The sequence below is a fragment of the Collinsella intestinalis genome (assembly GCF_902364775.2).
Classification (GTDB): Bacteria; Actinomycetota; Coriobacteriia; order Coriobacteriales; family Coriobacteriaceae; genus Collinsella.
This window is the reverse complement of sequence record NZ_CABJEU020000002.1, coordinates 282503-308078: the sequence shown is the minus strand read 5'-3', so window position 1 is coordinate 308078 and position 25576 is coordinate 282503. Positions and strand designations below refer to the sequence as shown.

20 protein-coding genes are annotated in these 25576 nt (G+C 63.9%); 11 read left to right on the top strand and 9 right to left on the bottom strand.

Translation table 11 applies throughout. The annotated features are described in order from the left end of the window. Positions 1-89: 89 nt before the first annotated feature. Positions 90-1277, bottom strand: a complete 1188-nt coding sequence (locus FY258_RS07060; RefSeq protein ID WP_118104532.1) for an ABC transporter substrate-binding protein — start codon at positions 1275-1277, stop codon at positions 90-92. Positions 1278-1709: 432 nt separating this feature from the next. Between FY258_RS07060 and FY258_RS07055 the strand changes: the two genes are divergently transcribed. The 3 genes from FY258_RS07055 (at position 1710) to FY258_RS07045 (ending at position 7014) form a co-directional block, all read left to right on the top strand. Then, the gene (locus FY258_RS07055) at positions 1710-3023 is read left to right on the top strand and encodes a homoserine dehydrogenase (RefSeq protein ID WP_118104530.1); all 1314 of its coding nucleotides are present in this window, start codon (positions 1710-1712) and stop codon (positions 3021-3023) included. A gap of 275 nt (positions 3024-3298) precedes the next feature. Next, positions 3299-4291: a calcium/sodium antiporter gene (locus FY258_RS07050; RefSeq protein WP_118104527.1), complete on the top strand. Its 993-nt coding sequence runs from the start codon at positions 3299-3301 to the stop codon at positions 4289-4291. A gap of 206 nt (positions 4292-4497) precedes the next feature. After that, positions 4498-7014 (top strand): DEAD/DEAH box helicase, encoded by a 2517-nt coding sequence (locus FY258_RS07045; RefSeq protein ID WP_118104524.1) that lies wholly within the window; start codon positions 4498-4500, stop codon positions 7012-7014. Between the two features lie 58 nt (positions 7015-7072). Here FY258_RS07045 and FY258_RS07040 read toward each other — a convergent pair whose 3' ends face one another. From FY258_RS07040 to FY258_RS07030, 3 genes are read right to left on the bottom strand one after another with little or no spacing between them, the layout of a single operon-like run. Continuing rightward, positions 7073-8449 carry a CapA family protein gene (locus FY258_RS07040; RefSeq protein WP_182279470.1) on the bottom strand — a complete coding sequence of 459 codons (1377 nt, stop codon included), beginning with the start codon at positions 8447-8449 and terminating at the stop codon, positions 7073-7075. Beyond that, positions 8442-9332, bottom strand: a complete 891-nt coding sequence (locus tag FY258_RS07035) for a spermidine synthase (RefSeq protein ID WP_118104518.1) — start codon at positions 9330-9332, stop codon at positions 8442-8444. Before FY258_RS07035 ends, FY258_RS07040 begins: the two co-directional genes overlap by 8 nt. Further along, positions 9329-11257, bottom strand: coding sequence for an elongator complex protein 3 (locus tag FY258_RS07030; protein WP_118104516.1), 1929 nt, complete (start codon positions 11255-11257; stop codon positions 9329-9331). The genes FY258_RS07035 and FY258_RS07030 overlap by 4 nt, the downstream gene beginning before the upstream one ends. A 123-nt stretch (positions 11258-11380) precedes the next feature. On the opposite strand from FY258_RS07030, the gene FY258_RS07025 reads away from it, so the two are divergent. From FY258_RS07025 to FY258_RS07005, 5 genes are all read left to right on the top strand, one after another. Beyond that, positions 11381-12211 (top strand): class I SAM-dependent methyltransferase, encoded by an 831-nt coding sequence (locus FY258_RS07025; protein ID WP_118104513.1) that lies wholly within the window; start codon positions 11381-11383, stop codon positions 12209-12211. A 46-nt stretch (positions 12212-12257) separates the two neighbouring features. Continuing rightward, complete coding sequence (gene trmB / locus FY258_RS07020) at positions 12258-13094, top strand: tRNA (guanosine(46)-N7)-methyltransferase TrmB (RefSeq protein WP_259324485.1); 837 nt, start codon at positions 12258-12260, stop codon at positions 13092-13094. Positions 13095-13536: 442 nt separating this feature from the next. Further along, positions 13537-16320 carry a DEAD/DEAH box helicase gene (locus tag FY258_RS07015; RefSeq protein WP_118104511.1) on the top strand — a complete coding sequence of 928 codons (2784 nt, stop codon included), beginning with the start codon at positions 13537-13539 and terminating at the stop codon, positions 16318-16320. Positions 16321-16507: 187 nt separating this feature from the next. Then, positions 16508-17350, top strand: a complete 843-nt coding sequence (locus FY258_RS07010; RefSeq protein ID WP_310592062.1) for a C39 family peptidase — start codon at positions 16508-16510, stop codon at positions 17348-17350. Positions 17351-17527: 177 nt separating this feature from the next. Further along, the gene (locus FY258_RS07005; RefSeq protein WP_182279469.1) at positions 17528-17890 is read left to right on the top strand and encodes a NifB/NifX family molybdenum-iron cluster-binding protein; all 363 of its coding nucleotides are present in this window, start codon (positions 17528-17530) and stop codon (positions 17888-17890) included. A gap of 81 nt (positions 17891-17971) precedes the next feature. Here the strand turns inward: FY258_RS07005 and FY258_RS07000 are convergent, their stop codons facing one another. The 3 genes from FY258_RS07000 to FY258_RS06990 form a co-directional block, all read right to left on the bottom strand. Then, on the bottom strand, positions 17972-19252 hold the full coding sequence (locus FY258_RS07000; protein ID WP_182279468.1) for a serine/threonine protein kinase: 1281 nt from the start codon (positions 19250-19252) through the stop codon (positions 17972-17974). A gap of 30 nt (positions 19253-19282) precedes the next feature. After that, on the bottom strand, positions 19283-19702 hold the full coding sequence (locus FY258_RS06995) for an XRE family transcriptional regulator (protein ID WP_118104502.1): 420 nt from the start codon (positions 19700-19702) through the stop codon (positions 19283-19285). 102 nt (positions 19703-19804) lie between these two features. Next, positions 19805-20521: a DUF4352 domain-containing protein gene (locus tag FY258_RS06990; RefSeq protein ID WP_118104499.1), complete on the bottom strand. Its 717-nt coding sequence runs from the start codon at positions 20519-20521 to the stop codon at positions 19805-19807. Between the two features lie 165 nt (positions 20522-20686). Here FY258_RS06990 and FY258_RS06985 point away from each other — a divergent pair, with 165 nt between their 5' ends. After that, the gene (locus FY258_RS06985; RefSeq protein WP_118104497.1) at positions 20687-20980 is read left to right on the top strand and encodes a hypothetical protein; all 294 of its coding nucleotides are present in this window, start codon (positions 20687-20689) and stop codon (positions 20978-20980) included. Positions 20981-21049: 69 nt separating this feature from the next. Here the strand turns inward: FY258_RS06985 and FY258_RS06980 are convergent, their stop codons facing one another. Then, positions 21050-21628 carry a DUF5714 domain-containing protein gene (locus tag FY258_RS06980; protein WP_118104494.1) on the bottom strand — a complete coding sequence of 193 codons (579 nt, stop codon included), beginning with the start codon at positions 21626-21628 and terminating at the stop codon, positions 21050-21052. 105 nt (positions 21629-21733) lie between these two features. Here FY258_RS06980 and FY258_RS06975 point away from each other — a divergent pair, with 105 nt between their 5' ends. Together FY258_RS06975 and FY258_RS06970 are read left to right on the top strand one after the other, a co-directional pair. Then, positions 21734-22432: a metalloregulator ArsR/SmtB family transcription factor gene (locus tag FY258_RS06975; RefSeq protein WP_118104492.1), complete on the top strand. Its 699-nt coding sequence runs from the start codon at positions 21734-21736 to the stop codon at positions 22430-22432. A 253-nt stretch (positions 22433-22685) separates the two neighbouring features. Beyond that, the gene (locus tag FY258_RS06970; RefSeq protein WP_118104489.1) at positions 22686-24206 is read left to right on the top strand and encodes an ATP-binding cassette domain-containing protein; all 1521 of its coding nucleotides are present in this window, start codon (positions 22686-22688) and stop codon (positions 24204-24206) included. 379 nt (positions 24207-24585) lie between these two features. Here the strand turns inward: FY258_RS06970 and guaA are convergent, their stop codons facing one another. Continuing rightward, positions 24586-25569, bottom strand: coding sequence for a glutamine-hydrolyzing GMP synthase (gene guaA, locus FY258_RS06965; RefSeq protein WP_118104487.1), 984 nt, complete (start codon positions 25567-25569; stop codon positions 24586-24588). Between the last annotated feature and the right edge of the window lie 7 nt (positions 25570-25576).

Here is a 25576-nt window from a genome sequence, read left to right as displayed (position 1 = left end):
CGCGACAGGCAAAAGGGGACGAACCTCGATCAAGGTCCGTCCCCATGTGTTACTCTTGCGCGCCGAACACGGCGCCGGACGGACGGCGATTACGCCGCTACGTACTTCCCGTCCGTGATGACGTAGACCATCGGGTCCTTCTCGACCTCGCCCTTGTCGTTCCAGGTGAGCGTGCCGGTGAGGCCCTCGACCGTGATCTTGGTCATGGCCTCGGGGAGCTTGGCGGCGACGTCGGCGGTGCTGGCGTCGGCACCCAGGCCGACCTCCTCGAGCGCGAGGGCGACGGCGTGCACGGAGTCGTAGGCGTCGGCGGCGAACTGGTCGGGCACCTCGCCGTAAGCGTCCTTGTAGGCGTTCACGAAGTCGGCGTTCTTCTCCTCGTCGGCGGAGAACGGGGTCATGAGGTAGAGGCCCTCGGCGAGCGCGGTGTCGAAGCCCTCGACGCCCAGGATGCCGTCCATGCCGTCGCAGCCCATCATCTTGACCTCGTAGCCCATCTCCTTGGCGTTGGCGAGCAGCACCGAAGCCGGGGTGTAGTAGATGGGGGCGAAGATCATCGTGGCGCCCTTGTCCTTGGCCTTGGTGAGCTGGTTGGTGAAGCTCGTGGCGGAGTCGTCCTTGAAGGACTCCTCGTCCACGATCTGGAGCTTGAGCTTCTCGGCCTCGGCCACGAAGGAGTCGCGGATGCCGGAGGAATAGGTGTCGCCGGAGTTGTAGAAGACGACGAACTTCTCATCGGGGAACATCTCGGCGAGCTTCTTGGCGGCGTTGACGCCCTGGTTGGGGTCGTTGAAGCACGCCTGGAAGACGCAGGTCTTGTTGGCGGTGACGTCCGGCGCGGAGGCGGACGGCGTGATCATGAAGACCTGGGGCTCGGAGTTGGCGACCTCGGCCACGGCGATGGAGGCGCCGGTGGTGGTGGGGCCGACGAGCGCCTGCATGCCCCAGTCTGCGAGGGAGTTGAAGGCGTTGACGGACTTCTCGCCGTCGGCGACGTCGTCCTCGGACTTGAAGGCGAACTTGAGCGCATCGGTGGAGAAATCCTTGCAACCGAGCTCGGCGCCGTTGCACACGGAGTTGCCGTAGGAGGCGTTCGGGCCGGTCAGCGGGCCGATGGAGCCGATCTTGAACGCGGCGGCGTCGGAACCGCCGTCTGCGGACGCGCCGTCATCGGAGCAGCCGCTAATGAGGGAGCACGCCCCCAGACCTGCTACGCCTGCGATAACGCTCCTGCGATTCATAACAGGATTGAATGACTTACCGGTGAGGCTCGACATGCGGCTCTCCTTTCAAATGCGGCCGGCCCTGAGGCACGGCGATGTGCCTTCCCCCGTCGACATGGTCAACGGGGTCGCTTCAGCTTACACGCTTTATCAAGAGAAAGTGATGGGGCGGCCGCCTGAAATATCGGCGAAACAATTCGTCCCTTTTGCGCGGCCGCTCGCACCGTTCGCATGTCAAGAGCTTGCCCTGCGATGACTTTGTGCTATCCCCCCCGCCGTTCGCCCCCCCTGGCTCCGATGTCGAGCGCGGGATCGGCGCCGGGAGAGCGGGCGGCGGGGCGGGGCGTCATCTATGTGAACCTATGTAAACGCCTGCGAACCTTCTCGACCCGAACGGGCGCGCGCCGCCTGTGGCGGGTAGAATGCAAGCCAGCAAACATCGCCGAGCCCCGGCCAGAAGCGGCACGGGGAGCAAAAGGAGCCCTCATGCAATCGAGCAACCGCACCGTCAACGTCGGCCTCATCGGTCTGGGCACCGTGGGCGGCGGCGTCTTCCGCCTCATCCAATCGCACGCGGCCCGCTATCTCGAGACCCGGGGCATCGACCTGCGCATCTCGCGCGCATGCGGCCTCGACGAGGGGCGCGCCCGCGAGCTCGGCGTCACGCCCGCGCAGTTCACCACCGACTGGCGCGATATCGTGGACGACCCGTCCATCGACATCGTTGTCGAGGTCATCGGCGGGGAGCATCCCGCGACCGAGATATTCACGGAGTCCTTCGCGCACGGCAAGCACGTGGTCTCCGCCAACAAGGCACTGCTCGGCCGCCATATGGAGGAACTCGCGGGGGCGGCCCATGCGGCGGGCGTCCAACTGCGTTGCGAGGCGTCCTGCGGCGGCGGCATCCCCATCGTCGACACCCTCGAGCGCGATCTCTCCGGAAACACCGTCCTCGCCATCGCCGGCATCGTGAACGGCACCACCAACTACATCCTCTCCCGCATGGCCGACGAGGGCCTTGGCTACGAGGAGGTCCTCGCCGACGCCCAGCGCCTGGGTTATGCCGAGGCCGACCCCAGCGCCGACGTTGACGGATTCGACGCCGCGAGCAAGATCGCCATCCTCTCCTCCATCGGCTTCGCCACGCGCATCACCACCGACGACGTGTTCATGCAGGGCATTCGCACGATCTCGGCCGAGGATATCGAGGCGGCGCGCGACCTCGGGTTCGCCATCAAGATGCTCGCCATCGGACGTCGCACCGACGAGGGCGCCGACGTCCGCGTGCATCCGGCGATGATCCCGGCCACCCACCCGCTCGCGGGCGTGTCCGGCGCCATGAACGCCGTGTACGTGGTCGGCGACGCCGTGGGCGAGACCATGTTCTACGGCGCGGGCGCGGGCGCCTTCCCCACCGCGAGCGCCGTGGTGGGCGATGTCCTGGCGCTCGCGGAGGACATCTCGGCGGGCGTGAAGCCGCTGCCCGAGCCCGAACCGTTCCCGCGCCAGATGCCGGTCCGCAGCATCGAGGACCTCATGACCCGCTACTACGTGCGCCTGCTCCCCGGCGACGGCGCCGCGGCGGCCGCGACCGAGACGCTCGCCGCGCACGGCGTCCCCGTGGGCGAGACCATCGCACGTGGGGACGGCTCGGTCGTCCTCGTCACCGACACCTGTCGCGAGGGCGACATGGCCGCCGCACTCGGCGCTCTCGCGGCACCCGATGCGGCCGCCCAGGTCGCCAACGCCATACGCATCGAGAACATCGCCGCCTGGACCGAGGGGGTCGAGGCGAACTAGCACCTCACCGACATCTGCGGACCCGATCGGGCGCAGCGCCATCCACCCAGGAGGCGCCGCGCCCGATTTTTCTTGCCAATGCGGATATTTTCACGGTACATTTAATTATCGTGCCTGTTAATCCATGGTGCCGACCGCCCTCTTTGCATGTCCGTCCCCGGCGCGACATCCGATTGAGGCGCATCCGACCCACCGCCGCCCCGCGCCGAGCCCCGCTTTCGCGCGCCGATCGGCGATGGATCGCCGAGGCGGCACCCCATCAAAGAAAGACCGACATGCTTTTGCAACTCTTCCTCATCGTCGTCGGATTCGCGCTCCTCGTATGGGGCGCCGACCTGCTCGTCAACGGCTCGAGCCAGATCGCCGCGCGCGTGGGCCTGCCCGACCGCGTGATCGGCCTCACGGTCGTCGCCGTGGGCACCGCCATGCCCGAGCTCGTGGTGAGCGTAGTCTCGGCGATCGACGGGCATGCCGATATGGCGTTCGGCAACGTCGCCGGTAGCTGTCTGGCCAACCTCCTGCTCATCCTCGGCATGAGCGCCGTCATCACGCACCTGCCCCTGGCCCGCCACACGCAGCGCTTCGAGATTCCCGTGAGCGTGGCATCCGTACTGCTGCTCATGCTGCTCGCCAACACGGGCGGAGAGCTCACCGCCTTCGAGGGCATCATCCTGCTCGTCGTCTTTGCCGCCTTCATGTCCTACACCGTGTTCCTGGGACTGCGCGAGGGCGATAGCGGCCACGACGACCTCGATCCCGAGACGCAGCTCGAGCCCCACGAGCTCGAAGATGACGACGCCGACGCCGATGAGCCCCGGGGCATGCTCGTGTCCATCGCGCTCGTGCTGTTCGGCATTGCGCTGCTCAAGTTCGGCGCCGACTACGTGGTCAACAACTCCGTGTCCATCGCCACCACCCTGGGTATCAGCGAGCGCGTCATCGGCATCACCGTCATCGCGCTGGGCACGTGCTTGCCCGAGCTCGTCACCTCCGTCGTCGCCGCATTCAAGGGCAACACCGATATCGCCGTCGGCAACGTCGTGGGCTCCAACATCACCAACGTCCTGCTGGTCATGGGTGTGCCGGCGCTGTTCTCCCCCGTTGCCTACGCCACTGGGTACAACCTCGATTTCGCCCTGCTCGCCATCTTCTCCATCATGCTCGTGGGCTTTGCCTTTGTGGGCACCAAGCACACCATGACCCGCCGCGAGGGTGTCATCTTCGTGTTCCTCTACGTCATCTACATCGTGGCCTCCACCGTACTGTAGGACGCCGACTCGCACCGACTGAGCGCGCGACCGTCCCGCATACATCGCCCGGCAGATCGGGCACTTCTCACAGACCAGACCCGTGAACCCCAAGTTCGCGGGTCTTTTTATGGCACTCGATGCACCCCTTGCGTTCTATATTTTAGAACATATGTTCTGTTTTGTGCTATACTCTTTCCACAAGATTTGGACGGGAGGGGGCCGACGTGAACGCATTCAACCGCTATGCGCCTTTTATCCAAGACTTCATCTATGCCCATGACTGGGAGAACTTGCGCTCCATCCAGGTTGCCGCAGCGGACGCGATCTTCAATACCGAAGACAACGTCCTGCTCACCGCATCGACGGCGTCGGGCAAAACCGAGGCGGCCTTCTTCCCCATCCTCACCGAGTTTTGGGAAAACCCGCCGGCAACCGTCGGGGCCCTATATATCGGCCCGCTCAAGGCCCTCATCAACGATCAGTTCCAGCGGCTCGACGCCCTTTGCGAGGAAGCGGACATCCCGGTCTGGCGATGGCACGGGGATGTCTCCTCTTCCCACAAGGCAAAGCTTCTCAAAAAGCCGAGCGGCATCCTGCAGATCACTCCGGAATCGCTCGAGGCGCTGCTGCTCCACCGCCACGCAGCGGTCGGGCGTCTGTTTGGCGACCTGCGCTACGTTGTTATCGACGAAGTTCACTCCCTACTGCGGGGAGATCGCGGTGGACAGGCCCTCTGCCTCATAGAGCGCCTATCTCGCATGGCGGGGGTCAATCCTCGGCGTATCGGACTATCGGCAACCATCGGCGACCCCGAGCGCACGGGAGCCTTCCTCTCAGCTGGCACAGGAAAGGGCTGCGTCATCCCACGCTTTGAGGAACCACGCCGCACATGGCGCCTCTCCATGGAGCACTTCTATATGGCCGGGCCACAGGCGCCGGAGCGTGCCGTCGAAGCCCTTGGCACGCTCGAAGCCGATGTGGTGCATGGCAGTAACCCGCATAAAGCTTACGCGGATGACGAGGTGCGCATCGATGCGCTTCTCAGCGGAGAAATCATGGCGCGAACCGACATCGCGCCACAGGAGGCCGATCCAGGCCTCGGCTACATCTTCGAGCACACGCGCGGACGCAAATGCCTCGTCTTCGTCAATTCCCGCGAGGAAGCCGAGGCCGTCTGCTCGTGCCTGCGCTCGTATTGCGAAGCCCAACACGAGCCCGACCGCTTCCTCATCCACCACGGCAACCTCTCTGCCTCATATAGGGAGAGCGCCGAAGAGCTCATGCGCGATGACGAGCAACGCCAAACCACCATCACCACCGCGACCCTGGAACTCGGCATCGATATCGGTCGGCTCGAGCGAGCCTTCCAGATCGACGCGCCATTCACCGTGTCGAGCTTCCTACAGCGGATGGGGCGCACGGGCCGGCGCGACCTGCCGCCCGAGATGCACTTCGTCATGCGAGAAGAGCAACCTGAACCGCGAGCGATGCTGCCCGAGACCATTCCCTGGAAGCTGATCCAGGGAATCGCCTTGGTCCAGCTTTACCGCGAAGAGCACTGGGTCGAACCCCCGGCGCTCGACCGCTTGCCCTACAGCCTGCTGTATCACCAGGTCATGAGCACACTCGCGAGCTGCGGCGAACTCACACCAGCAGAGCTCGCGAACCGCGTGCTCACCCTCTCGTACTTCCATCGCATCAGCGCCGACGACCTGCGCTGCCTGCTGCGCCACCTCATCGAAACAGAGCACATCGAGGTCACCGAGGGAGGGGGTCTCATCGTCGGGCTATCCGGGGAGCGAATCACCAACTCCTTCAAGTTCTACGCGGTGTTCCAAGAAAACGAGGAATTCACCGTACGATGTGAATCCGCGGAACTCGGAACGATTGTGAACCCGCCACCTGCAGGGGAACGCATCGCCATTGCAGGCCACTGCTGGCTCGTCGAAGAGGTTGATTGGAAGCGGCATCTCGTTTACTGCACCCAGGTGAAGGGTCGCGTTCCCGCCTATTTCGGCGATTGCGCGGGCGACATCGACACCCATGTGCTCGAGCGCATGCGGCGCGCACTCGAGGAGAACGACATCTATCCATACCTGATGGGCAACGCCCGCGCACGTCTCGCGCAGGCGCGCCACGTCGCAGCCAACGCAGGGATAGCCGGCAGGAACCGCGGCTCAATCGCCGTGTGCGCCAAAAACCGCATCGATGACGCCGAGGATATCTGGGAGGCCGATGAACACGGCACGATCCATTGCGTCGGCTCCGCGGTCGCACCAGCTGACGCACGGACCCCAGACGAGACGCGCATGGCAAACGAGGCCGGGGTCGACCCGTCAATGGGAGCGGGACCTCTCATCAACCTGGGCGGAGACACATGGGCGCTCTTCCCATGGCTGGGTAGCTACGCATTTCTTGCGCTCGAACGACTGCTCAAAATCAAGTGCGCAGCCGAACTGGGAATCAAGGGGCTCGATCCGTCCCGCCCCTATTTCATGCAGTTTCGCATGAAAGCGGATGCGCGCACGTTCTTCGAGGTGGTAGCAGCCGAAGCCGAAATGGACTTCGACCCAATCGAGCTCCTATATCCCGGCGAGGTCCCCTACTTCGACAAATACGACGAATTTTTGCCCGCCGAGTTGGTCCGCAAGGGCTTTGCCGAAGGCGTGCTCGACATAGATGGCATGCGTCGGAGAGTCATCGGTTGGCGCGATGCGATGATGCGGGGAAGGGAGCTGTAGTACGGAAAGAGCGCGTAGCAAGATGCGGAGAGGCGGGGGCAAAGATCGATCGATGGGGCTACAGCGGATTGACCTCAAGCAGCAGAGACGATGACGCGCGGTCATATGAAGCGCCGAGGACTTTCGACGCAAAGTCATGGCAACCGGCCACCGTGAACGAGGGGAAATCCTCAGTCGTCTCCACGTTGTTCCCGCCCGCGAGCTCGTCACTGTAGTCGGCGAGACGATAGACTCGCATCTCCGTATCCGATCGAGATGTCTTGTGCATTACGGTCGGCTGGATGGAACACGAGGTGATCGCGCATACATCGCCGATCTTCTCCACCGTGAGACCGGCGAGACCGCCGACGGTCCGAGGCGCTTCCATCTGACGTGAGATGAGATTGCCAAGCGACCAGAAGACCGGCACACGCCGTCCATCTGGTCGATGCATCAATTCAACGGGCTGCAAGACATGCGGATGCGTTCCGATGATCGCGTCCACCCCCGCCTCAACCAGACGAGAGGCGAGACGTCGTTGCGCCGCATTCGGCTCGTAGACATACTCAGTCCCCCAGTGAGGGCAAGCGATGACGATGTCGGCACCCGCCTCGCGAGCACGGGAGACATCCGCCGCGAAGTTCGACCTGTATAAGCTTTTGACGCAATACGGATGCTCGGCCGGCATGGGGATGCCATTGGTGGTCTCTGTGTAGTTGAGAATCGCAACCGCAATGCGACCGCGAGTGACGATATGCGGCCTATCTGCCGCTTCATTCGAATCGGCAATGCCTGGCACGAGCATCTCCGGATGCCTTTCGCGCCAAAAACGCAGGGTCGCTTCAATCCCCTCGAAGCCCTTGTCGAGCGCATGGTTAGTCGCGGCGAGCGCGACATCGATGCCGGCGGCCGCTTCGGCATCGCCGAGCTCCTGGGGACTGTTGAAGGTCGGGAAGCCAGATAGGCCCATCTCCACCCCGCCCAACACCGTCTCCTGGTTGACCATCGCTATGTCGGCAGATTTGAACGTGGGCGCGATCGCACTGAAAAGATGGTCGTAATTGCGCGTGCCGTCGGCGCGCTCGCCGCTCATCCAAATGCCGCGATGTGCCAAGACGTCTCCGCCCATAACGATCGAGACACGATGCGCACCCCGTTCGCTGTCCTGAATCGTCGCAAGCGAGGCGTGACCCGCAGCGTCGAAGTCACGCGATCCCACCTCACCGGGGAGACCCGAACAACCCGTCGCACATGCTGTCACAACCATGCCGAATCCCGCCGCGGCAGTTGCCAGGAAGCGGCGACGGGTCATGCCGCCGACAAGTGCAGACCCGGGCCGTTCGTCCATCGCAGAGCGAATGGAAGACGCACGCGCAGGACCGTCCTCACGGTCGAATCGGGCATCGGGGCGGTTGAGACCGAGATGGGACCCAAAAAGGGCCTCGCTCTTAGACATCGCGCATGACCTCGCCGTACAAGGCCTCATCGAGAGGCAGCCCACCATGGAAGGAATACGCGCCGTCGGTTGCGATGAGCAGATAGTTGTCCTCGGCGCCAAACGCGGCATCCTCGCAAGGAACCACATGGACATGCGAGAATACCGCTGCGGCGGTCGCGACGGCGTCGCGGAGAAAATCGATGTTCTCCCCACCCGCGGAACTAACGACATTCGCCAGGTACAAACCTCCGGGATTCAGGCAGACCTTGACCTGGCACAGGGCCTCCACCGTGGCGAGGGCGCGAACGGGCTCGCAGCCCGCAAAGCAATCGTTCACAACCGCATCGTAGCGCGTCCCCTCGGCAAGGGCTTGGGAGATAAACGTACGCGCGTCCGACGTGATCAGGCACAGCCGATCGGCGGCGATGTGCTCGAGCTCATCGAGGAAAAACCACCGGCGAGCCAGCCTCGTAATGGAGGGGTCAATTTCAACGACATCCATGTCGAGGGCCGGATGCGCAGTGAGCGCGTGCTTGGGATACGCGTATCCGCCGCCGCCCATCACGAGCACGCGATCGATGCCGCCACCCGTTGCCGTGCGCTTGGACGCCTCGGCATCGAACATGCGGTCGAACGCCCGGTAGTACGCAAACACCGGCTCAAAGCGTCGCTCATCCAAATACGTGGCGCTCTGATACACGCCGCCCTGCTGGAGAACGCGCACCTGATTGCCAGCAGCATCTCGAACCTTCTTCACCCGCGCCATGCCCGACCTGGTGCGCACGAGCTGCAGGCATTGAGACCCTACAAAAATCGCCGCCGCGCCGACGGCGACGGCGCCGAGGGCCACCCCCGCCGCGATTCCGGCGCCCGCAGAAGCGTTCGAGGGCTTTTGAGTCATGAGAGCTCCTTTTGCTGATACAGGCCACAATCGATGAAGCCGAGATGGCGATAGTATTCACGCGTGCCCACCGCGCTGATCACATTGAGACGGCTGTAGCCTGCCTCACGAGCGATCTCGGAGGCCCGCTCGACGAGACGACGACCCAAGCCCAGGTGCTGGGCGGATGTTCCACCTGCGCCAAGCTGTGTCGCCATGCCGTACACGTGGACCTCGCGGATCATCGCCTCACCGATTGCGATCGGCGCCGGGCCGCCCGCGAACCCGCTCGCAGCGGCCTCGGGCGCCGCCTCGACGGAAGCCGCGAGGGCGCGCACGTACCCCTCGTCCGGCAAAGACAGGCGCAAAAAGCCCGCGATGCGATTCTCGGGCGCCACCCATTGCAGGAAGCGCTCGCGCGTGTTCGACGTCTCGTACTCGACGACCTCCATGCGCAGACCCTCGACGGAAACATTACCCGTGGCGACCTCGCGAAAACGAATCTCCTGGACGCCCCGCACGTCGTCCTGGGACCGCAGGCGGTTCTCGACGAGCTGGCGAAGGTTCGGCTTCTTATTCCCCGCAACGATATCGTGCGAGGAGAAATCGCGGATCATGCGCGAGATGCGGCAAAACGGAGGGGTTGCGGCGACATCGCTCACCAAGATATCGAGCAACTCTTCTTCCGAATAGGGCGCCCACTCCCCCGCTTCGAAACGCTCCTGCAGCCGCGCGCCCTCTATGAGCGCGCACGGGTAGAGCTTGATCTCGTCGGGCTGGAACGGCAGGCCGCGCACAAGGCGCAGGTAGTCCATCTTGTCGCGCTCCGGTGTAGAGCCCAGCAGGTTGACCATCGCGTGCGCGTGGATTTTGAACCCGAACACACGCAGCAACTCGAACGCCCGCTCGATCTGGGAAACCTCGATGCCGCGGTCGTTCGCATCCAGCACGGTCTGATCAAGGGACTGGATGCCCATCTGCACCTTCGTGCATCCGAGACGGCGGATCGTGGTGAGCGAGGCTGGATTGATGGCGTCCGGACGCGTTTCCACCACGAGCCCGACCACGCGGCAACGGGCGGTTTCGTTCTCGCGCTGCAGCCGCTCGAGCTCATCGAATGTGGCGACCTGCTCGGCTGCGACGGCGCGCCAAGGGGACCCGACGCCGTAGTGCTCGGAAAATGCCTGGTTGTAAGAGCATGCGTGCTCGTCCAGCTGGCGCTGGAGATCTTCCGCCGCACGACCGAACTGCGAACCGTCCTGAGGGAATCCGAGCTTTCGGTATAGCTCTCCGCGTTCCTCGGCACTCGAACGGGCGAGAGCGAGGGGCGGCCCATCATCTGGCGAGCGCGCGGCGGAAGCGCACGCCCCGTCTACAGCGGGCTCGAACTCGTTCAACGCGCGGAACAGCTCCGCGATGAACCACACCTGATAGCCCCGCGGATAGTCGCTCCAAGTTCCTCCGAGCACGATGAGCTCGATCTTGTCGATGGCGTGACCCATCTGGTTGAGCGCGGTCAGGCGTGATGTGACCTGCAGATACGGATCGAACCAGTTTTGCTCGGCGCGTTCGCACGCGGGTTCGTTGTGCAGATAGCTCTTGGGCATGCGGATATCGTTGGGGCAGAACAGGCAATCGCCCCCGCACGGCCAGGGCTTGGTGATGACCGTGATGGTCGCCACGCCGGAGGCGCTGCGACGAGGCTTCATGCGCAAAACGGCGAGGAGCTGTTTTTCAAGTTCGGGGGTCACGCCCCACGACTCCCAGCGGGCGCGGTCCCCGCTCTTTACCTGCTGGTAGAACGGCAGCAGGCGGCGCTTGGCGAATGCGCGCTTGTCTGAGCCGGAACGACGCGCGGCGGCGTGCCCCATCTTGAGCAAGGTGCGGTCGTCGACGTTCCTGCCGGCGCGCAGCTCTTCGAGTATGTCGAGAATGATCTGTTCCATGGGCCCATTGTATATGAGCACCGCGCCGCCGCCCCAACGGATGCGAGCCGAGCCACATTGTCGTCTCTGCGCTCCGCTTTACAATAGCCGTACCGATATGACCGCATTTTTGCCGGGAGCCCCATGGACCTCACCACTGCGCACGAACTCATCGAGCTTAACAACCGCTTTTATGCCGAGCACGCAGCATCATTCTCCGCAACGCGCAGTGCGCCGTGGGAGGGCTGGAATCGCGCGGCCGAGCTCCTGGCGCAGCTCCATTGGCCCCGAGCGCACAGCGGCGCAGACCGCCATTCGCCGCTCGCCCTCGATCTCGCCTGCGGCAACCTGCGCTTCGAACGGTTCCTCCTCAACGCCCTTCCCGACGTCGACCTCCGATTCCACGCTGTCGACGCCTGTGCCGACCTCGCGAAAGACGCCTCCCAGATCCCCGGCGCGGACTTTTACGAGATGGATGTTCTCGGGAGCTTTCTCGATGACTGGGCACGGCTCGGCGCCCTTGGACACACCGCCCCGAATCGCCGCCTTGCCGACGCCGGCATCCCCGAGTGCGACCTGGCCGTTTGCTTTGGTTTCATGCATCATGTCCCAGGGTTTGACATGAGGGCGTCCGTGCTCGACGCAATCGTTGAACGCACCGTGCCCGGCGGGGTTGCGATCGTTTCATTTTGGCAGTTCATGCGCGATGAGAGACTTGCGCGCAAGGCCCTCGTGGCCGATTCCGCCGCCCGCAAGGCCGCGCCGAGCGGCACGTTCCCGCTCGGCGAAAACGACCACTTCCTCGGCTGGCAATCCGACCCCTCCCCCTTGCGCTACTGCCATCATTTTGACGAATCGGAAATCGACGAGCTTGTAGCATCTGTGGGAACACACGCCCGCGAGGTCGCGCGCTACTCCGCGGACGGGGGCTCTGGTACCCTCAATCGGTACCTTATGCTCGAGCGAGTCGCATAATCAACCCGCTCCGCCCAGAAGCTCCAATCCCATCCGAGAGGCCCCCATGCACGCACGTATGCCCAAGAACTTCGTCCTCGACCAGCGCATCGAGCGCGCGTCCGACGCCATCGAGACCGGCGCCGCGGCGTACCGGGGCCGTTGGGCCGAAGCATGCTGCCCGCTCATCCCGGGCGGCGTCGAGCGCTTCGATCATGTGCATCTCGATTTGGGCTGCGGCAAGGGCGCTTATATCGCCGCCATGGCGCAGCGCCACCCCGACACCCTGTTCATCGGCATGGACAGCGAGCCCGTGTGCGTTGTGCACGCAGCCCAGCTCGTTCTCGACCTGAGCCTCAAAAACGTGCTGGTCATTCCCGGCGATGCCGCCAACCTCGCCGGCATCTTCGCACCCGGCGAGCTCTCGAGCATCTCCGTCAACTTCCCCACGCCCCATCCCAAACGCCGCCATGCGCGGCTTCGCGTAACCACGGCCGAACATCTCGACGGGTATCGGTCGCTCATCGCCGAGGGCGGCATGCTCATGCTTCGCACCGACAGCCTGCCGCTGTATGAGTATTCGTTGCCGCAGTTCAAAGCCATTGGATGGGAAGTGGTGTGCGCCACGCATGACGATCGCGCCGCCCATCCCGAGCAGCCCATCACCGAGTACGAGCAGCGCCTCACCGAACAGGGCGCGACTGTACACGCGATCTATGCGAGGCCCGCGAGCAAGCCTGCCACGCCCGAGCAGATCCAATTCGCTCTCGATATGCCCCAAAGCCTCATCGACTATCTGCCTGAGGACCTTTTCGCCGATGACTACATCCCGTACGGCATGAGCTACGCCGTCGACAACCTTCGCAATCGTCGCCAACATCTCGCAGCGCGGCAAAATGCATAAATCCATTACCTATTAAGCTTCCGCTGCATATCTTTTTCTCGTTTGCCGCGTAATGGGCGCACGTTTTCCCGATGATGGTCAAAATACCCTGATTGTGCGGCGAAGCTGCGCACGCCGCGCAACAAATGCCCAGGATTCAATCGGGCGACCGCGTTGGCAACGACCGCGCCGAAACGGACTGTCCGTCAGGCGATATCAAAACCCCAGGATTTTTCTAGCAGTGGGGATATACATGCCTCTCGACGGGGCTCGCTCAGCGCACAATCAGGGTATTTTGACCACTTCTGTGATTCCATATATTTAGCGACCCCCTATCGAGGCCTGAACGGCTCGCTTTTACGCCCCGAACCACTAACGACCGGCGCCCAACGCTCCAAGCGCACGTCCAACACGCCGCGTTCGGTCATAATAGGCACAGCAACATCGACGAAACGGAACGCATATGCCTGACGCGACCAACTTCACCGACCCCTTTGCCCACGGCTCCCTAGGCTCGCTCGCACCTAGCTGGTGGGAGCCGGAATCTGATGAAACCGAACAGGCCTCTGAGCCCGAACCCTGGCTGACACCTGAAGAGGCATACGAGCGATTCATGGAATGGGTCTCCTCTCGCGGCATTGAGCCCTGGGAACACCAAGAAGATGCGCTGTTCTCCCTGGCCGCGGGCAGCAACGTGATCTTGGGCACGCCCACGGGCTCGGGCAAGTCGCTCGTAGCGCTCGGCATGATGTTCATGGCCATGGCCAGCGGACAGCGCGCATACTACACGGCACCCATCAAGGCCCTCGTTTCCGAGAAGTTCTTCTACCTGGTCGACATCCTCGGCCGCGACAACGTGGGCATGATCACCGGCGACTCGCACATCAACACCGGCGCCCCCGTCATCTGCTGCACCGCCGAGATCCTTGCCAACCAAGCGCTGCGCGAGGGCGAAGACACCGATGTGGGCTGCGTCGCCATGGACGAATTCCATTTCTTCTCCGACCCCGACCGCGGGTGGGCCTGGCAGGTCCCGCTACTCACGCTGCCCCACACGCAGTTCCTGCTCATGAGCGCCACCTTGGGCGACATGACCGCCATCGGCGATACCCTCACCCGCACCACCGGCCGCGACCTGGAGCTCATCGCCGACGCTCCGCGCCCGGTGCCCCTCTCCTACGAATACGTGAAAACCGCCCTGGAGGGGACGGTCGAACTCGCGCTTCGTCAAGGCGACTCACCGCTTTATATCGTGCACTTCTCCCAGGACGCGGCCCTGCAGTCCGCCCGCGCGCTGGCGAGCTACGGCGTTGCCAGCAAAGAGCAGCGCGAGGCGATCAAGGAGGCCATCAAGGGAGGGCGCTTCACCACGGCGTTCGGCAAGACGCTCAAGCACCTCATCTCGAGCGGCGTGGGCCTGCACCACGCCGGCATGCTGCCCCGTTACCGCCTGCTCGTCGAAAAGCTCGCCCAGCAGGGTCTTCTTCCCGTGATCTGCGGCACCGACACGCTCGGCGTGGGCATCAACGTGCCCATCCACACCGTTCTACTCACCGGTCTTACGAAATTCGACGGCTACAAGCAGCGCCGCCTGCGTTCGCGCGAGTTCCATCAGATCGCCGGGCGCGCGGGCCGCTCGGGCTTTGACACCGAGGGCGTGGTCATCGCCGAGGCGCCGGAGTTCGAGATCGAGAACCACAAGGCCGAGCTCAAGGCCATGGGCGACCCCAAGAAGATGAAGAAGCTCAAGAAAAAGCGCCCGCCGGAGGGCTTTGTCACCTGGAACGAAGACACCTTCACCCGCCTGATTGAGAGCGAGCCCGAGACCCTTAAACCCCGTCTGCGCATCACGCACTCCATGGTGCTCGCGGAGGTCGAGCAGGGCGGTGACGCATGGGAGCGCGTGCTGGCGCTCATCGACGCATCACTTCAGACCCCCGAGGAGAAGGCCAAGCTGAAGGGCCGTGCCGCCGAGATCTTCGCCACGCTCATCGACGCTGGGGTCGTGGTCCGAGAGGCTTGCGGGACGGACGCGGACGCCAATGGCGACAGCGTCAATTCGGCTCAGACGGTCTCGCTCACCGAGGCCCCCGAGAACCTGGAGGAGCTCAGGGCACTCGACGCCGAGCGCGATGAGGAGGACGACGCGAATGACGAGGTCGGCCGCGCGATCGTCGAGGCGAGCGCGGCAACGGGCCACCCCCTCGACGGGGCGGCGAACTATTTCCTCACCTTCGACCTGCCTGAAGACTTCGCCCTCGACCAGCCGCTCTCCCCGTTCCTGCTTGCGGCGCTTGAGCTGCTTGATCCGGAAAGCCCCACGTACACCCTCGACCTCATCTCCATGGTCGAGGCGACGCTCGAGGATCCCAAGCAGATTTTGCGAGCACAGGAACGTCGCGCACGCGATGCGGCGATGAACGCCATGAAGGCGGAGGGCGTCGACTTTGAGGAGCGCCTCGACCGTCTGCAGGACGTCACCTACCCCAAGCCGCTCGAAGAGATGCTCGACGTTGCGTTCGCCACGTACTGCGCGCAGGTCCCGTGGGCAAACGATTACGAGCTCAGCCCCAAGTCGGTCCTGCGCGACATGCTCGAAACCGGCTGCGACTTTAAGAGCTACATCGCGCAGTACAAGATCGCGCGCTGCGAGGGCATCCTGCTGCGGTACCTCACGGAGGCCTACCGTTCGCTCGACCGCACCGTCCCGGTGGAGCGTCGCACCGAGGAGCTCGACGATATCGTGTCCTGGCTGGGGCTTGTGGTGCGCTCGGTCGACTCGAGTCTTGTGGACGAATGGGCCAACGCGGGCATGGAGCCGGACGCGGCGCCCATCAAGCACGGCGACGAGGTGGTTGCCGATCGTCGCGGCATGACGCTCATGGTTCGCAACACCCTGTTCCAGCGCGTGCGACTGGCCGCCCTCGACCGCGCCGACGCCCTCGGCGACCTCGACGTCGACTGGGGCTTCAGCGAGAGCCGTTGGGCGCGCGTGCTCGATGCGTTCTACGAAGCACACGAGGACCTGCTCACCGACGCCGATGCGCGATCCACCGCGTTCCTCGAAATCGACGAATCGGACGAGCAGACCGATCACGTCTGGCACGCGCACCAGGTGTTTCACGATTCGGACGGCGACCACGACTTTGGTATCATGGCCGACGTCGACCTGGACGCCACGCAAGACGGCGACGGCATCGTCTTTAAGAACTACCGGGCCGGCGTGATCGAGGACCTCGTTAGCTAGCCTCTGTTCCTTCCATCGATTCTCCCGCGCATCGCCGGCCCGCTCTCATTGGGCCGGCGATGCGCCGTATTAAGTCATTTTTAACCTCCCGTTAAGCACCGTGACCAACCTGTCACGCAGGCGTCACGGGAACGCATGGGGCTCTCTTCATCATGGTTGGCATAACGAACATCCAAGGAGTTGAGCCATGGGTACCTATGGGAGAAATGACGACCGACGCCCTCTGAGGGAATTTGACGGACCCCTTGAGGGAGGCAGATTCCGAGCCGATCACGGAACACGGCAACGACGTGCCGCCGCACCGCAACAGACCGGCGCGCCCCGACGAAGGCCCGCCGCGGCCAATCGAAGGCCCGGCACGGCGCCGAGAGCACGGAAACCCAAATCGCGCATGGGAAAGATGGCGATCATCGGCCTCGGAATCGTAATCGCCTTCGTTCTTGCGACCCAATCGCTCACGCGACAGGATGCAGGGACGGACCGAAGGAGCGCACCGTCCCAAGAGGAAACCGCCCACTCGACACCGGCACACGCTTGGCGCAAGGGAGAGGTCCCGTTCCTATACCAAATCGACCCCCAATGGTCCGACGAACCCTATGCGGGAGGGAACATCCACGAGAACGGATGCGGCCCGACCTGCCTTTCCATGGTCTACATATCGCTCACGGGAAAGGCCGACCTCGACCCCGCGGCAATGGCACGTTTCAGCGAACAAAACGGCTTCACCGTCGACGGCATGACGGCCTGGGCGCTTATGACGGACGGCGCGGCGATGCTCGGCCTTCGCAGCGCCGAACTCTCCGCAAGCGCCGACGTCGTCCGTGCCGAGCTCGAGGCGGGGAGACCGGTCATATGCAGTGTGCGACCCGGCGACTTTACCACCACGGGGCACTTCATCGTGCTCGCAGGCCTGACCGATGACGGGCAGGTCATGGTGCGGGATCCAAACAACGCCGGCAACGGTGATCATCCCTGGGACCTCGACCGGATCCTTGGCCAGTGCGCGAACCTGTGGAGCTTCTCCGCATGACCCCGCGGATGGGTCGCCGCGACCCCGTCCGCGCGGCGATTGATGAGGCCCCATCTGCGCACCGAGCCCTCGCGCGCCCGGCGCTGTGACCGTCGCGCACGCGCGCCTCGCACAAACGCGCTACCATGGGCTCATCAACCCCGTTGCGACATATCGCACAGAAAGGTGGCATCGCACATGAAGCTCGCAGTTCCCTCCGTTGGCGAAGGCGGCCTCGAGGCCCAGCGCTCCGCCCACTTCGGCCACGCCGACTGCTTCACGATCCTGAACGTCGAGAACGGCCAGGTCTCCCTCGAGGGCACCATTGCCAATCCCCCGCACGAGGAGGGCGGTTGCATGCGCCCCGTCGGCATCCTCGCCGACGCCGGCATCGACGCCATCGTGGCCGTGGGCATGGGCATGCGGCCCATGCAGGGCTTCGCCGCCGCCGGCATCACCGTCCTGCACGACGCCGAATCCCCCACCGTGGGCGCCGCCGCCGAGCGCGTTGCCGCCGGCCAGCTCGAGGCCATGGGCCCGGAGCACGCCTGTCATCACTAGAATCTGCGGCAGCATCCCCATTCACGCCAAAGGCGTCGTCCGCCAACGTGCGCGGACGACGCCTTTGTTCATGCGGGTTCTTTAAGCCCATCCCATCATCACGGCAAACAATGCACTGCCAAACAGCACCACGACCATGGTAATGACCCCGTAGACGGTTTCGCGCAAGATGCCCCACCGCGCGAGCTTTGGATATCTCGCGCGCAGCCTCCGACGATCCATCAGGAGATACGCCCCGATGATGAGGAGCGGATCGACGCACAGGATGTTCTGCGCGAACAAATACTCCATCGACCGTCCCGCGTCCTTGGGCATGGGATTGAAAATCGTCTCGACGCTCATCCACAGCATCATGGCGAGCATCACGAGAATCGCGCTGTTCCAGACACGTCCCGCCCATGAGGGGATCAGTGAAAGCGGATTCCAGTTTCTCAGCGCCGGCAGCCTAAAGCTCATCGAGCGGACGGGGATCCGCCTGCCCGTCGCGCACGTCGATGCGCAAGGGCGCGATTCGGCCGCGATCGATACCGCCGCGCCAAAATCCGCAACCGAAGCATATCGGTCGGCGGGATCGAACGCGCAGGCCGTGCCCACGAGCTGCGCCCATGTCTCGCCCATGCCCTTCTCCCTGCACTCGGCAGCCCCGCAGGTGTTCGGGGGCTGCTCGCCCGTCAGGCAGAAATACAAGATCTTGCCCAGCGCATACACATCGGTTCGCTCGTCGGTCTGGCCAAAGCCGAACTGCTCGGGCGGGGCATAGCATCGCGTGAGGAAATGCGTGGTGTCGCTCGATGCGTCCGGATGCCACATCCGCGCGCTTCCAAAGTCGATGACGACGGCCTTGCCATCGCGCATGATGACATTCGATGGCTTGAGGTCGCGGTGTATCAGAGGGCGCGGCAATGCCGTGTGGAGCTCCGTAACCGCTCGGCTCAGCGGCGGCAGCACGAGCATCGCCAGGCGCTCCCCCGCGCCGATAGCCCTTTGCAGCGCGTCGACCGTGCATCCGTCGACATGCTCCATCACCACCGTCAAGGTGTTCCCGCTGCGCGCGCACTCGACCAATCGAGGCACACATGCGAGGCTTTCGCCCCGCTCTTGAGCGCGCCACAGCTCCTCGTACGCCGCACCGGCGCCGGAAGCGGCATCGATGACCTTGCGAACGTACCTGCCGGCGACGCCCTCCCTCGGACGGCCTCGCACCAGTTCCGTCGTCTCAAACTCCGACTGCTTGATCACACGCTCGACATGCCAGGTCGTGGCCTCGGCAGATTGAGTCAAGTATGCCTCAAGCTCGTGATGGAACGTCTCGTCCCCAGAGCTCGAGGCATCGGCCGCGGATATGTCATCGGAATTCTTCATGGCCTGCATCATACCAGCGCGCAAGGACAATTAGCAGACGGTCTCCTCGCCCAGGCGATAAAGTTCCTCGTTGACCTTCTGAAGGCTGCACCCCTGGTCGATGCAGAAGATGATGATCGCGTCGCGGCGGCACTTCGGGTTGAGCGAGCTCACCCCTGCGGCGCGCAGCGCGCGATTCGTCTCCCGCAGCGTCAGCGCCATGGCAAACGCGATTTGAAGGACCTTGTCGCGCGAGGGATTGCGGGCCCCGGTGAAGATCTGATAGCCGAATGTCTCGTTGAGGTCGGCCATGCGCACCACGCGCGAGCGCTTGAGGTTCTTTTTCTCGAGCATATGGCACAGGAACTCGGACAGCGTCTCGGCGGAAAAATCGTGTCCCTCGATGAAGCCGTCGAGCGTCGGTGCCTCGATCAGCTCCTGCAATACCTGCTCTGTCAATCGCTCTGTCATGCCGTCCTCACCCAGTGCCCTTCACACCCATGGTATACCGCGAGACGACGAACCGAATCGCGCCGCCCAGTCATTTCCCGCCGTCGCGCCGATATCGGCACGTTACGCCACGGTCCAAGTCACAGCGGGATCGTCCGCGATGGGGCTGGAGAAGTAGAGCACCTTGGACAGCGTCCCATCGAAGTAGATGTTGCCCGAAACCGATCCGCCGACGGAAAGGTCACCGTAGCTGATCGCATTCTCCTCGCCATCGAAATACGTGGTATCGCTGCGAACGCCCGTCTCGTTCTCCCCCTTCCAGTCGTATGAACTGAAGGAGACGGGCTCATCGCCGTTGTTTTCGTAGGTGACGTTGACCCGGGTCACCTCGGTCCCATCGTACTTGACCAGACCTGGAGCCACCTCGTTGACCGTCACGGACAAGCCGTTTTCGAGCTCGACCTTGGAACCAATCGCCAGCTCATCTGCGGGCTTCGGCTCGCCGTCCTCCCTCTTCCCATCGCCCTCAGACGACTGAACGGCCTGAGGCCCGTTCATCGCGTCGTCGACAGCGGCGCCGTACATGCTCTGGCTCATCAGGACGGCTGCAACTGCCACGACATTCACCGCGACCGCAATTCCCGCCAAACCCTTGCCCGCCCGCTTGCCGCGAGCGCACGAGACCATGCCCGCAATCGCAAGCGCCGCGCCGATCAGCGCCACGAAAAACGAGATGTTGTTGACGAACGGCATCAATGATGTGAGCAGAGCCAGAATGCCGATGATCATGCCCACGATCGCAAGGCCGGATCGACGCTGCTTGCCAGAAGCCTCTTCCATGGTTTCATCCTTCCACGACAGAGGGCCCTTCCGTCGGGCCCTCGACTGGCCCCATTATTGGAAAGCGCCCCCTGGGTTTCATTAGCCCGCAGCTAATGAGCCGACACCCCATCGTCGTGAGGCATGCTCTACCATGTTCACCAGAGAGAGAACCGGGAGGCACCAATGGCGAGCAATAAAAGATCGGCGCGTGCCAAGCAACGCGCGGCATTCGAGGCCGGGTTTGACGGAAACGCCATGGGCGACCTGTTCACCCGCGAGCGGGAACGCGAGGATCGCCTCGATGCCGAACATGAGACAGCGCTCCGCCGCAAGGCCTGCGAGTCCAAGAACCGCTACTCGAGCAAAGCGGAGGCGGAGGACGCCATAGCCTCATGCGCCGAGCACGGGCGTCGCGGGCTTTCGGCCTACCGCTGCCCCTACTGCAACGGATGGCACCTCACGAGCCACCCGCGATAAGTCGGCCGGCCGTCGTTGGGCCGAGCGCCACTCGCAACCGGCGGGCACCGACCGCCCGCCAAGAATCGCCTAGGCTTGAGCCTGGGCTTGAGGGTAGTAAGGGCATTCGCACCCAAGGCAGACCTTGTTCCGATCCGCCACGGCACATGTCGGGTCGAGCTCCCCGAGCCTCAGACTCGTTCCGAAATACTCGTTAAACCATGGCACAGCCGCGCGAACGGCGATGCGCGAATCTCGTTTGCAGCAACGAGGCGACCCCGCCCGGGCGATGGCGCCCAGGATCTCCGAGACCATGAGCTGCCCCTCGCTCCACCCTTTGGAGCGCAAGGGCGCGTTGCCGGCCAAAACGGCGAACGCCATGCCGCAGGAGGCTGCTGCTCCGCATACGCCCCACTTGGCGCATGCGGCTCCCGGCACACAAGCCGCACGGGAGTCGAGTTCGGCCAACGCCTCGGAAAGGCCGGCGCCGTCGTGGTGAACGGACGGCCATGCGCAGGTCATCAACGCGGCACCGACCAAAAAGTGATGCACGGGCCCAAACGCCGCGCAGCGCTCATCGGACATAAGCTCCTCCAACAGCGCCGCGGGATCCTCTCCCCGCCACGCCAAACACGTCTCGTGGATCCATGCCGTTCCATCTGAGCCCACCGTGTACCTGCCTTTCCCATACAAGTATCGATATCCGTCGATATGTTATTATATCGACGGATATCGATATTTAGCAATAGCAGGTAGACATAGGAGAATCAGAGTATGGGCAAGCCGGTCGTAGCATTCGTCTGCACGCATAACGCCTGTCGGAGCCAGATCGCGGAGGCAATGGCGCACCTTTTCGCGGGCGACGTCATGCTCGTCCGCTCCGCGGGAACGCATCCGGCCAAGTCCGTCGATCCCGATGCCTCGCGTCTGCTGGCAAGCGAATACGGATTCGACATCGCATCGCTCGAACCCAAATCCCTGACTTGCCTACCCGAAGTCGACATCCTTATCACCATGGGATGTGGCGTTGAATGCCCCTCCCTGTCGGCAATGTATCGCGAAGACTGGGGGCTGGAAGACCCAACCGGCAAGGGCGACGACGCGCTCCTGCAAACGATGCGCGTCATCCAGCAGCGGGTCATCGGGCTTAGGGCGCGCATCGTGGCCGGCGAGTTCAACCGCGAAAGGCTCGCATCGAACCTCAAGGCGCTGGGCGATCCCAACCGTCTCCGCATCGTCGAGCTGCTATGGGCTGGCGATGAGCAGTGCGCCTGCAACCTCCTCGCGGAGCTCGAGATCTCGCAACCCACGCTCTCCCATCATATGGCGGCGCTCCGAGACGCCGGCATCGTACGAGCCCGCAAGGACGGTCGCTGGATGCACTACCGGCTCGATCACGATGTCCTCGATGCGATCGCCGCGCTGCTCGGGCAGAGCATCGCGTACCGCGCATGGGAAGATCCCGTGGAATAAGGTATCGCGGCCTGGCATCCGACGATCAAAGGCCAGGCGCTTGTCAACGGCGGGCGGGCGCCCATTCCTCGGACACCCGTCCGCCGGGCGATGGACCGTCCGCCTCGGCCGTGCTACACTCACCATCGCCCGCCCGGTAGATTCGGGCCCCATGCGAGGGCGCCACCGCGAAGAGACAAGGCGACCATGCGCTTCTAGACATCCCCATCAACTGACCCGTTGACCTCCGATAGAACAAGGAGGGGATGTCTTCATGCAGCTCGCACTCTCGCGCGTGACCTACACGCACCCCGCGGCACAAGACCCCATTTTGAATAACGTGACCATCACCTTCCCGCAGGGCTGGACCGGCCTTTTGGGTGACAACGGCTGCGGCAAGTCAACGCTCGCCAAAATCGCCTGCAGCTTGATCGCACCCGACTCCGGCACCGTATCGAACGGGTTGTTCGCCGTCTATTGCCCGCAAGAAGCCGACGAGGCGCCTGAAGCACTCACGGACTTCGCGCTCGACTTTGACCGCGAGGCCCGCAGTCTCCGCAAACGCCTGGGCCTCACCGATGACATGCCCTGGCGCTGGGACGAACTCAGCTTCGGCGAACGAAAGAAGCTACAAATCGCCTGCGCCCTGTGGCAGCGCCCCGATGTGCTCGCGATCGACGAGCCCACCAATCACCTCGACTGCGCGGCCCGCGCTCAGCTCGAGCAGCTGCTCGAGACGTTTTCCGGCGTCGGGATCCTCGTGAGCCACGACCGCGACCTGCTGGACGCGCTCGTCATGCGATGCGCGTCCTTCGAACCCGCCGGACCCCGCGGAGAGATCAGCATCGTCGTCCGTCCGGGAGGGTACTCGGCGGCCCATGCGCAGGCGGAGCGGGAACTCGCCGCGGCGGCCGGGGAGCGCAAGCGCGCGAAAGACGAACTCGCCCGTCTCGCCAATGAGCGGGAGCAGCGCGCCCAAGAGGCGGCGCGCTCTGACGCACGGCGTTCGAAGCGGGGGCTCGACCCCAAGGACAGGAGCGCGCGGGCGAAAATCGATCTCGCCATCTTCACCGGGCAGGACGGCGCCAGGGGCAAGCTGCTGCGGCAGATGGACGGCCGCATGGCCGCGGCGCAAAGCAGGGCCGACGCGGCATTCGTCCCTAAACGCTACGACGGCAGCCTGTTCCTGGACGCCAAACCCAGCCCCCGCAAAACCGTGCTCCACATACCCGCGGGCATCATCCCGTGCGGCGAGGGGACGCTTGAGCTGCCAGAGATCTTCGTAGGGAACACCGACCGAATCGGCATCGTGGGACCGAACGGAGCGGGTAAATCCACCCTGCTCGTCCACGTACGCGACATACTCGGGAAGCAGGCCGAGCAACTGGGGGTAAACGCCCTCACAGTCCTCGACATCCCCCAGGAGCCGAATCCCGCGCAGCGCAGGCAGGTCCTCGAGACGGTCCGCTCCCTCTCCCCCGCCGATCGGGGTCGCGTGCTCAGCTGCGCCGCACAATTGAATTCCGACCCCGACCGCATTCTGGAAGGAGCCGCCACCAGCCCCGGCGAACTGCGGAAACTCATGATCGCCCTCGGCCTGCTGGACGCGCCCGCCCTCATCATCATGGACGAGCCCACCAACCACCTCGACCTGCACTCGGTCGAGGCGCTCGAACGGGCACTCGCGCAGTTCGGCGGCGCGCTGCTGTTGGTGAGTCACGACCGCGCATTCTTGCGCGCGTGCACAAACATCACCTGGGAGATTAAAGGCGGGACCCTGCTCCAGCGTTTGTAAATCGGAGGCGCTCCCATCCGCGGCGTCGCGGGCGAAACGAGAATACGGGCGGGTCCATCTCACCCGGTTTAGGCAAACAGCGCCCTCAACCGCAACAAACGCCACCCCATTCGAAGTTCTGCCGCAGTTTTCGAGGACCTCGTGAGTAGACGACGATTACACCCCGACAAAGTCGCAGGTAGAACGCTTGGCGGTTTATTCGTTTACCTTCAAGGTCACCGAAAACTGCGGCAGAACTTCCCTTCGGAAGCGAACAGGGGGTTCCGCTCATCGCGAACGGAACCCCCTGCATCGACAACAGCCGGATTCGGGGAGGGCGCGAGCTTGAATTATCATCTGCCCTCATGGGGATCAACTTGCGCCTGCCCCGATTGTCCGATTACTCGAACTCGATGGTCCCGCAGGGCTTCGGGGTGAGGTCGTACAGGACACGGCAGATGCCGTCGACCTCGGAGGCGATGCGGTCGCCGATCTTCTTGAGGAGCGCCCAGTCGAGCTCGGGCACCTCGGCAGTCATGGCGTCGACGGTGTTGACGGCGCGGATGAACGCCGGCCACTCGTAGAGGCGCTTGCCCTCCTTCACGCCGGTGACGCGGAAGTCGGGCACGGACACGAAGTACTGCCAGACCTTGCCCTCGAGGCCGGCGTTGGCGAACTCCTCGCGCAGGATCGCGTCGGCCTCGCGCAGGGCCTCCAGGCGATCACGGGTGATGGCACCCAGGCAGCGCACGCCCAGGCCGGGACCCGGGAAGGGCTGGCGCTCGACCATGTTCTCAGGCAGGCCGAGCTCGCGACCAACCACGCGGACCTCGTCCTTGTACAGCAGGCGGACGGGCTCGCAGAGCTCGAACTGCAGGTCATCGGGCAGACCGCCAACGTTGTGGTGGGCCTTCACGCCGTCGGACTCGAGGATGTCGGGGTAAATGGTGCCCTGGGCGAGGAAGGAAACCTCGTCGCCGACCTTGCGGGCCTCCTCCTCAAACACGCGGATGAACTCGGCGCCGATGATCTTGCGCTTGGCCTCGGGCTCGGCAACGCCGTCGAGCAGGGACAGGAAGCGGTCGGTAGCGTCAACGTAGACGAGGTTGGCGTCGAGCTGGTTGCGGAACACGTCGACGACCTGCTCGGACTCGCCCTTACGCATGAGGCCGTGGTTCACGTGCACGCAGATGAGCTGCTTGCCGATAGCCTTGATCAGCAGCGCGGCGACCACGGAGGAGTCGACACCGCCGGACAGGGCCAGAAGGGCCTTCTTATCACCGATCTGCTCACGGCAGGCGGCAACCTGCTCCTCGATAAAAGCCTGAGCGAGCTCAGGGGTGGTGATGCGGACCATGTCGTCGGGGCGCTTGTTCAGATCCATGGGTCTC

Coding starts and splice junctions, on each gene's coding strand:
- FY258_RS06975 (WP_118104492.1), top strand. CDS start 21,734: ATGGGCAAGCCGGTCGTAGCATTCGTCTGCACGCATAACGCCTGTCGG.
- FY258_RS06990 (WP_118104499.1), bottom strand. CDS start 20,521: ATGGAAGAGGCTTCTGGCAAGCAGCGTCGATCCGGCCTTGCGATCGTG.
- FY258_RS07055 (WP_118104530.1), top strand. CDS start 1,710: ATGCAATCGAGCAACCGCACCGTCAACGTCGGCCTCATCGGTCTGGGC.
- FY258_RS07035 (WP_118104518.1), bottom strand. CDS start 9,332: ATGACTCAAAAGCCCTCGAACGCTTCTGCGGGCGCCGGAATCGCGGCG.
- FY258_RS06985 (WP_118104497.1), top strand. CDS start 20,687: ATGGCGAGCAATAAAAGATCGGCGCGTGCCAAGCAACGCGCGGCATTC.
- FY258_RS07030 (WP_118104516.1), bottom strand. CDS start 11,257: ATGGAACAGATCATTCTCGACATACTCGAAGAGCTGCGCGCCGGCAGG.
- trmB (WP_259324485.1), top strand. CDS start 12,258: ATGCACGCACGTATGCCCAAGAACTTCGTCCTCGACCAGCGCATCGAG.
- FY258_RS07015 (WP_118104511.1), top strand. CDS start 13,537: ATGCCTGACGCGACCAACTTCACCGACCCCTTTGCCCACGGCTCCCTA.
- FY258_RS07040 (WP_182279470.1), bottom strand. CDS start 8,449: ATGTCTAAGAGCGAGGCCCTTTTTGGGTCCCATCTCGGTCTCAACCGC.
- FY258_RS07000 (WP_182279468.1), bottom strand. CDS start 19,252: ATGAAGAATTCCGATGACATATCCGCGGCCGATGCCTCGAGCTCTGGG.
- FY258_RS07060 (WP_118104532.1), bottom strand. CDS start 1,277: ATGTCGAGCCTCACCGGTAAGTCATTCAATCCTGTTATGAATCGCAGG.
- FY258_RS06970 (WP_118104489.1), top strand. CDS start 22,686: ATGCAGCTCGCACTCTCGCGCGTGACCTACACGCACCCCGCGGCACAA.
- FY258_RS07025 (WP_118104513.1), top strand. CDS start 11,381: ATGGACCTCACCACTGCGCACGAACTCATCGAGCTTAACAACCGCTTT.
- FY258_RS07050 (WP_118104527.1), top strand. CDS start 3,299: ATGCTTTTGCAACTCTTCCTCATCGTCGTCGGATTCGCGCTCCTCGTA.
- FY258_RS06995 (WP_118104502.1), bottom strand. CDS start 19,702: ATGACAGAGCGATTGACAGAGCAGGTATTGCAGGAGCTGATCGAGGCA.
- guaA (WP_118104487.1), bottom strand. CDS start 25,569: ATGGATCTGAACAAGCGCCCCGACGACATGGTCCGCATCACCACCCCT.
- FY258_RS07005 (WP_182279469.1), top strand. CDS start 17,528: ATGAAGCTCGCAGTTCCCTCCGTTGGCGAAGGCGGCCTCGAGGCCCAG.
- FY258_RS07010 (WP_310592062.1), top strand. CDS start 16,508: ATGGGTACCTATGGGAGAAATGACGACCGACGCCCTCTGAGGGAATTT.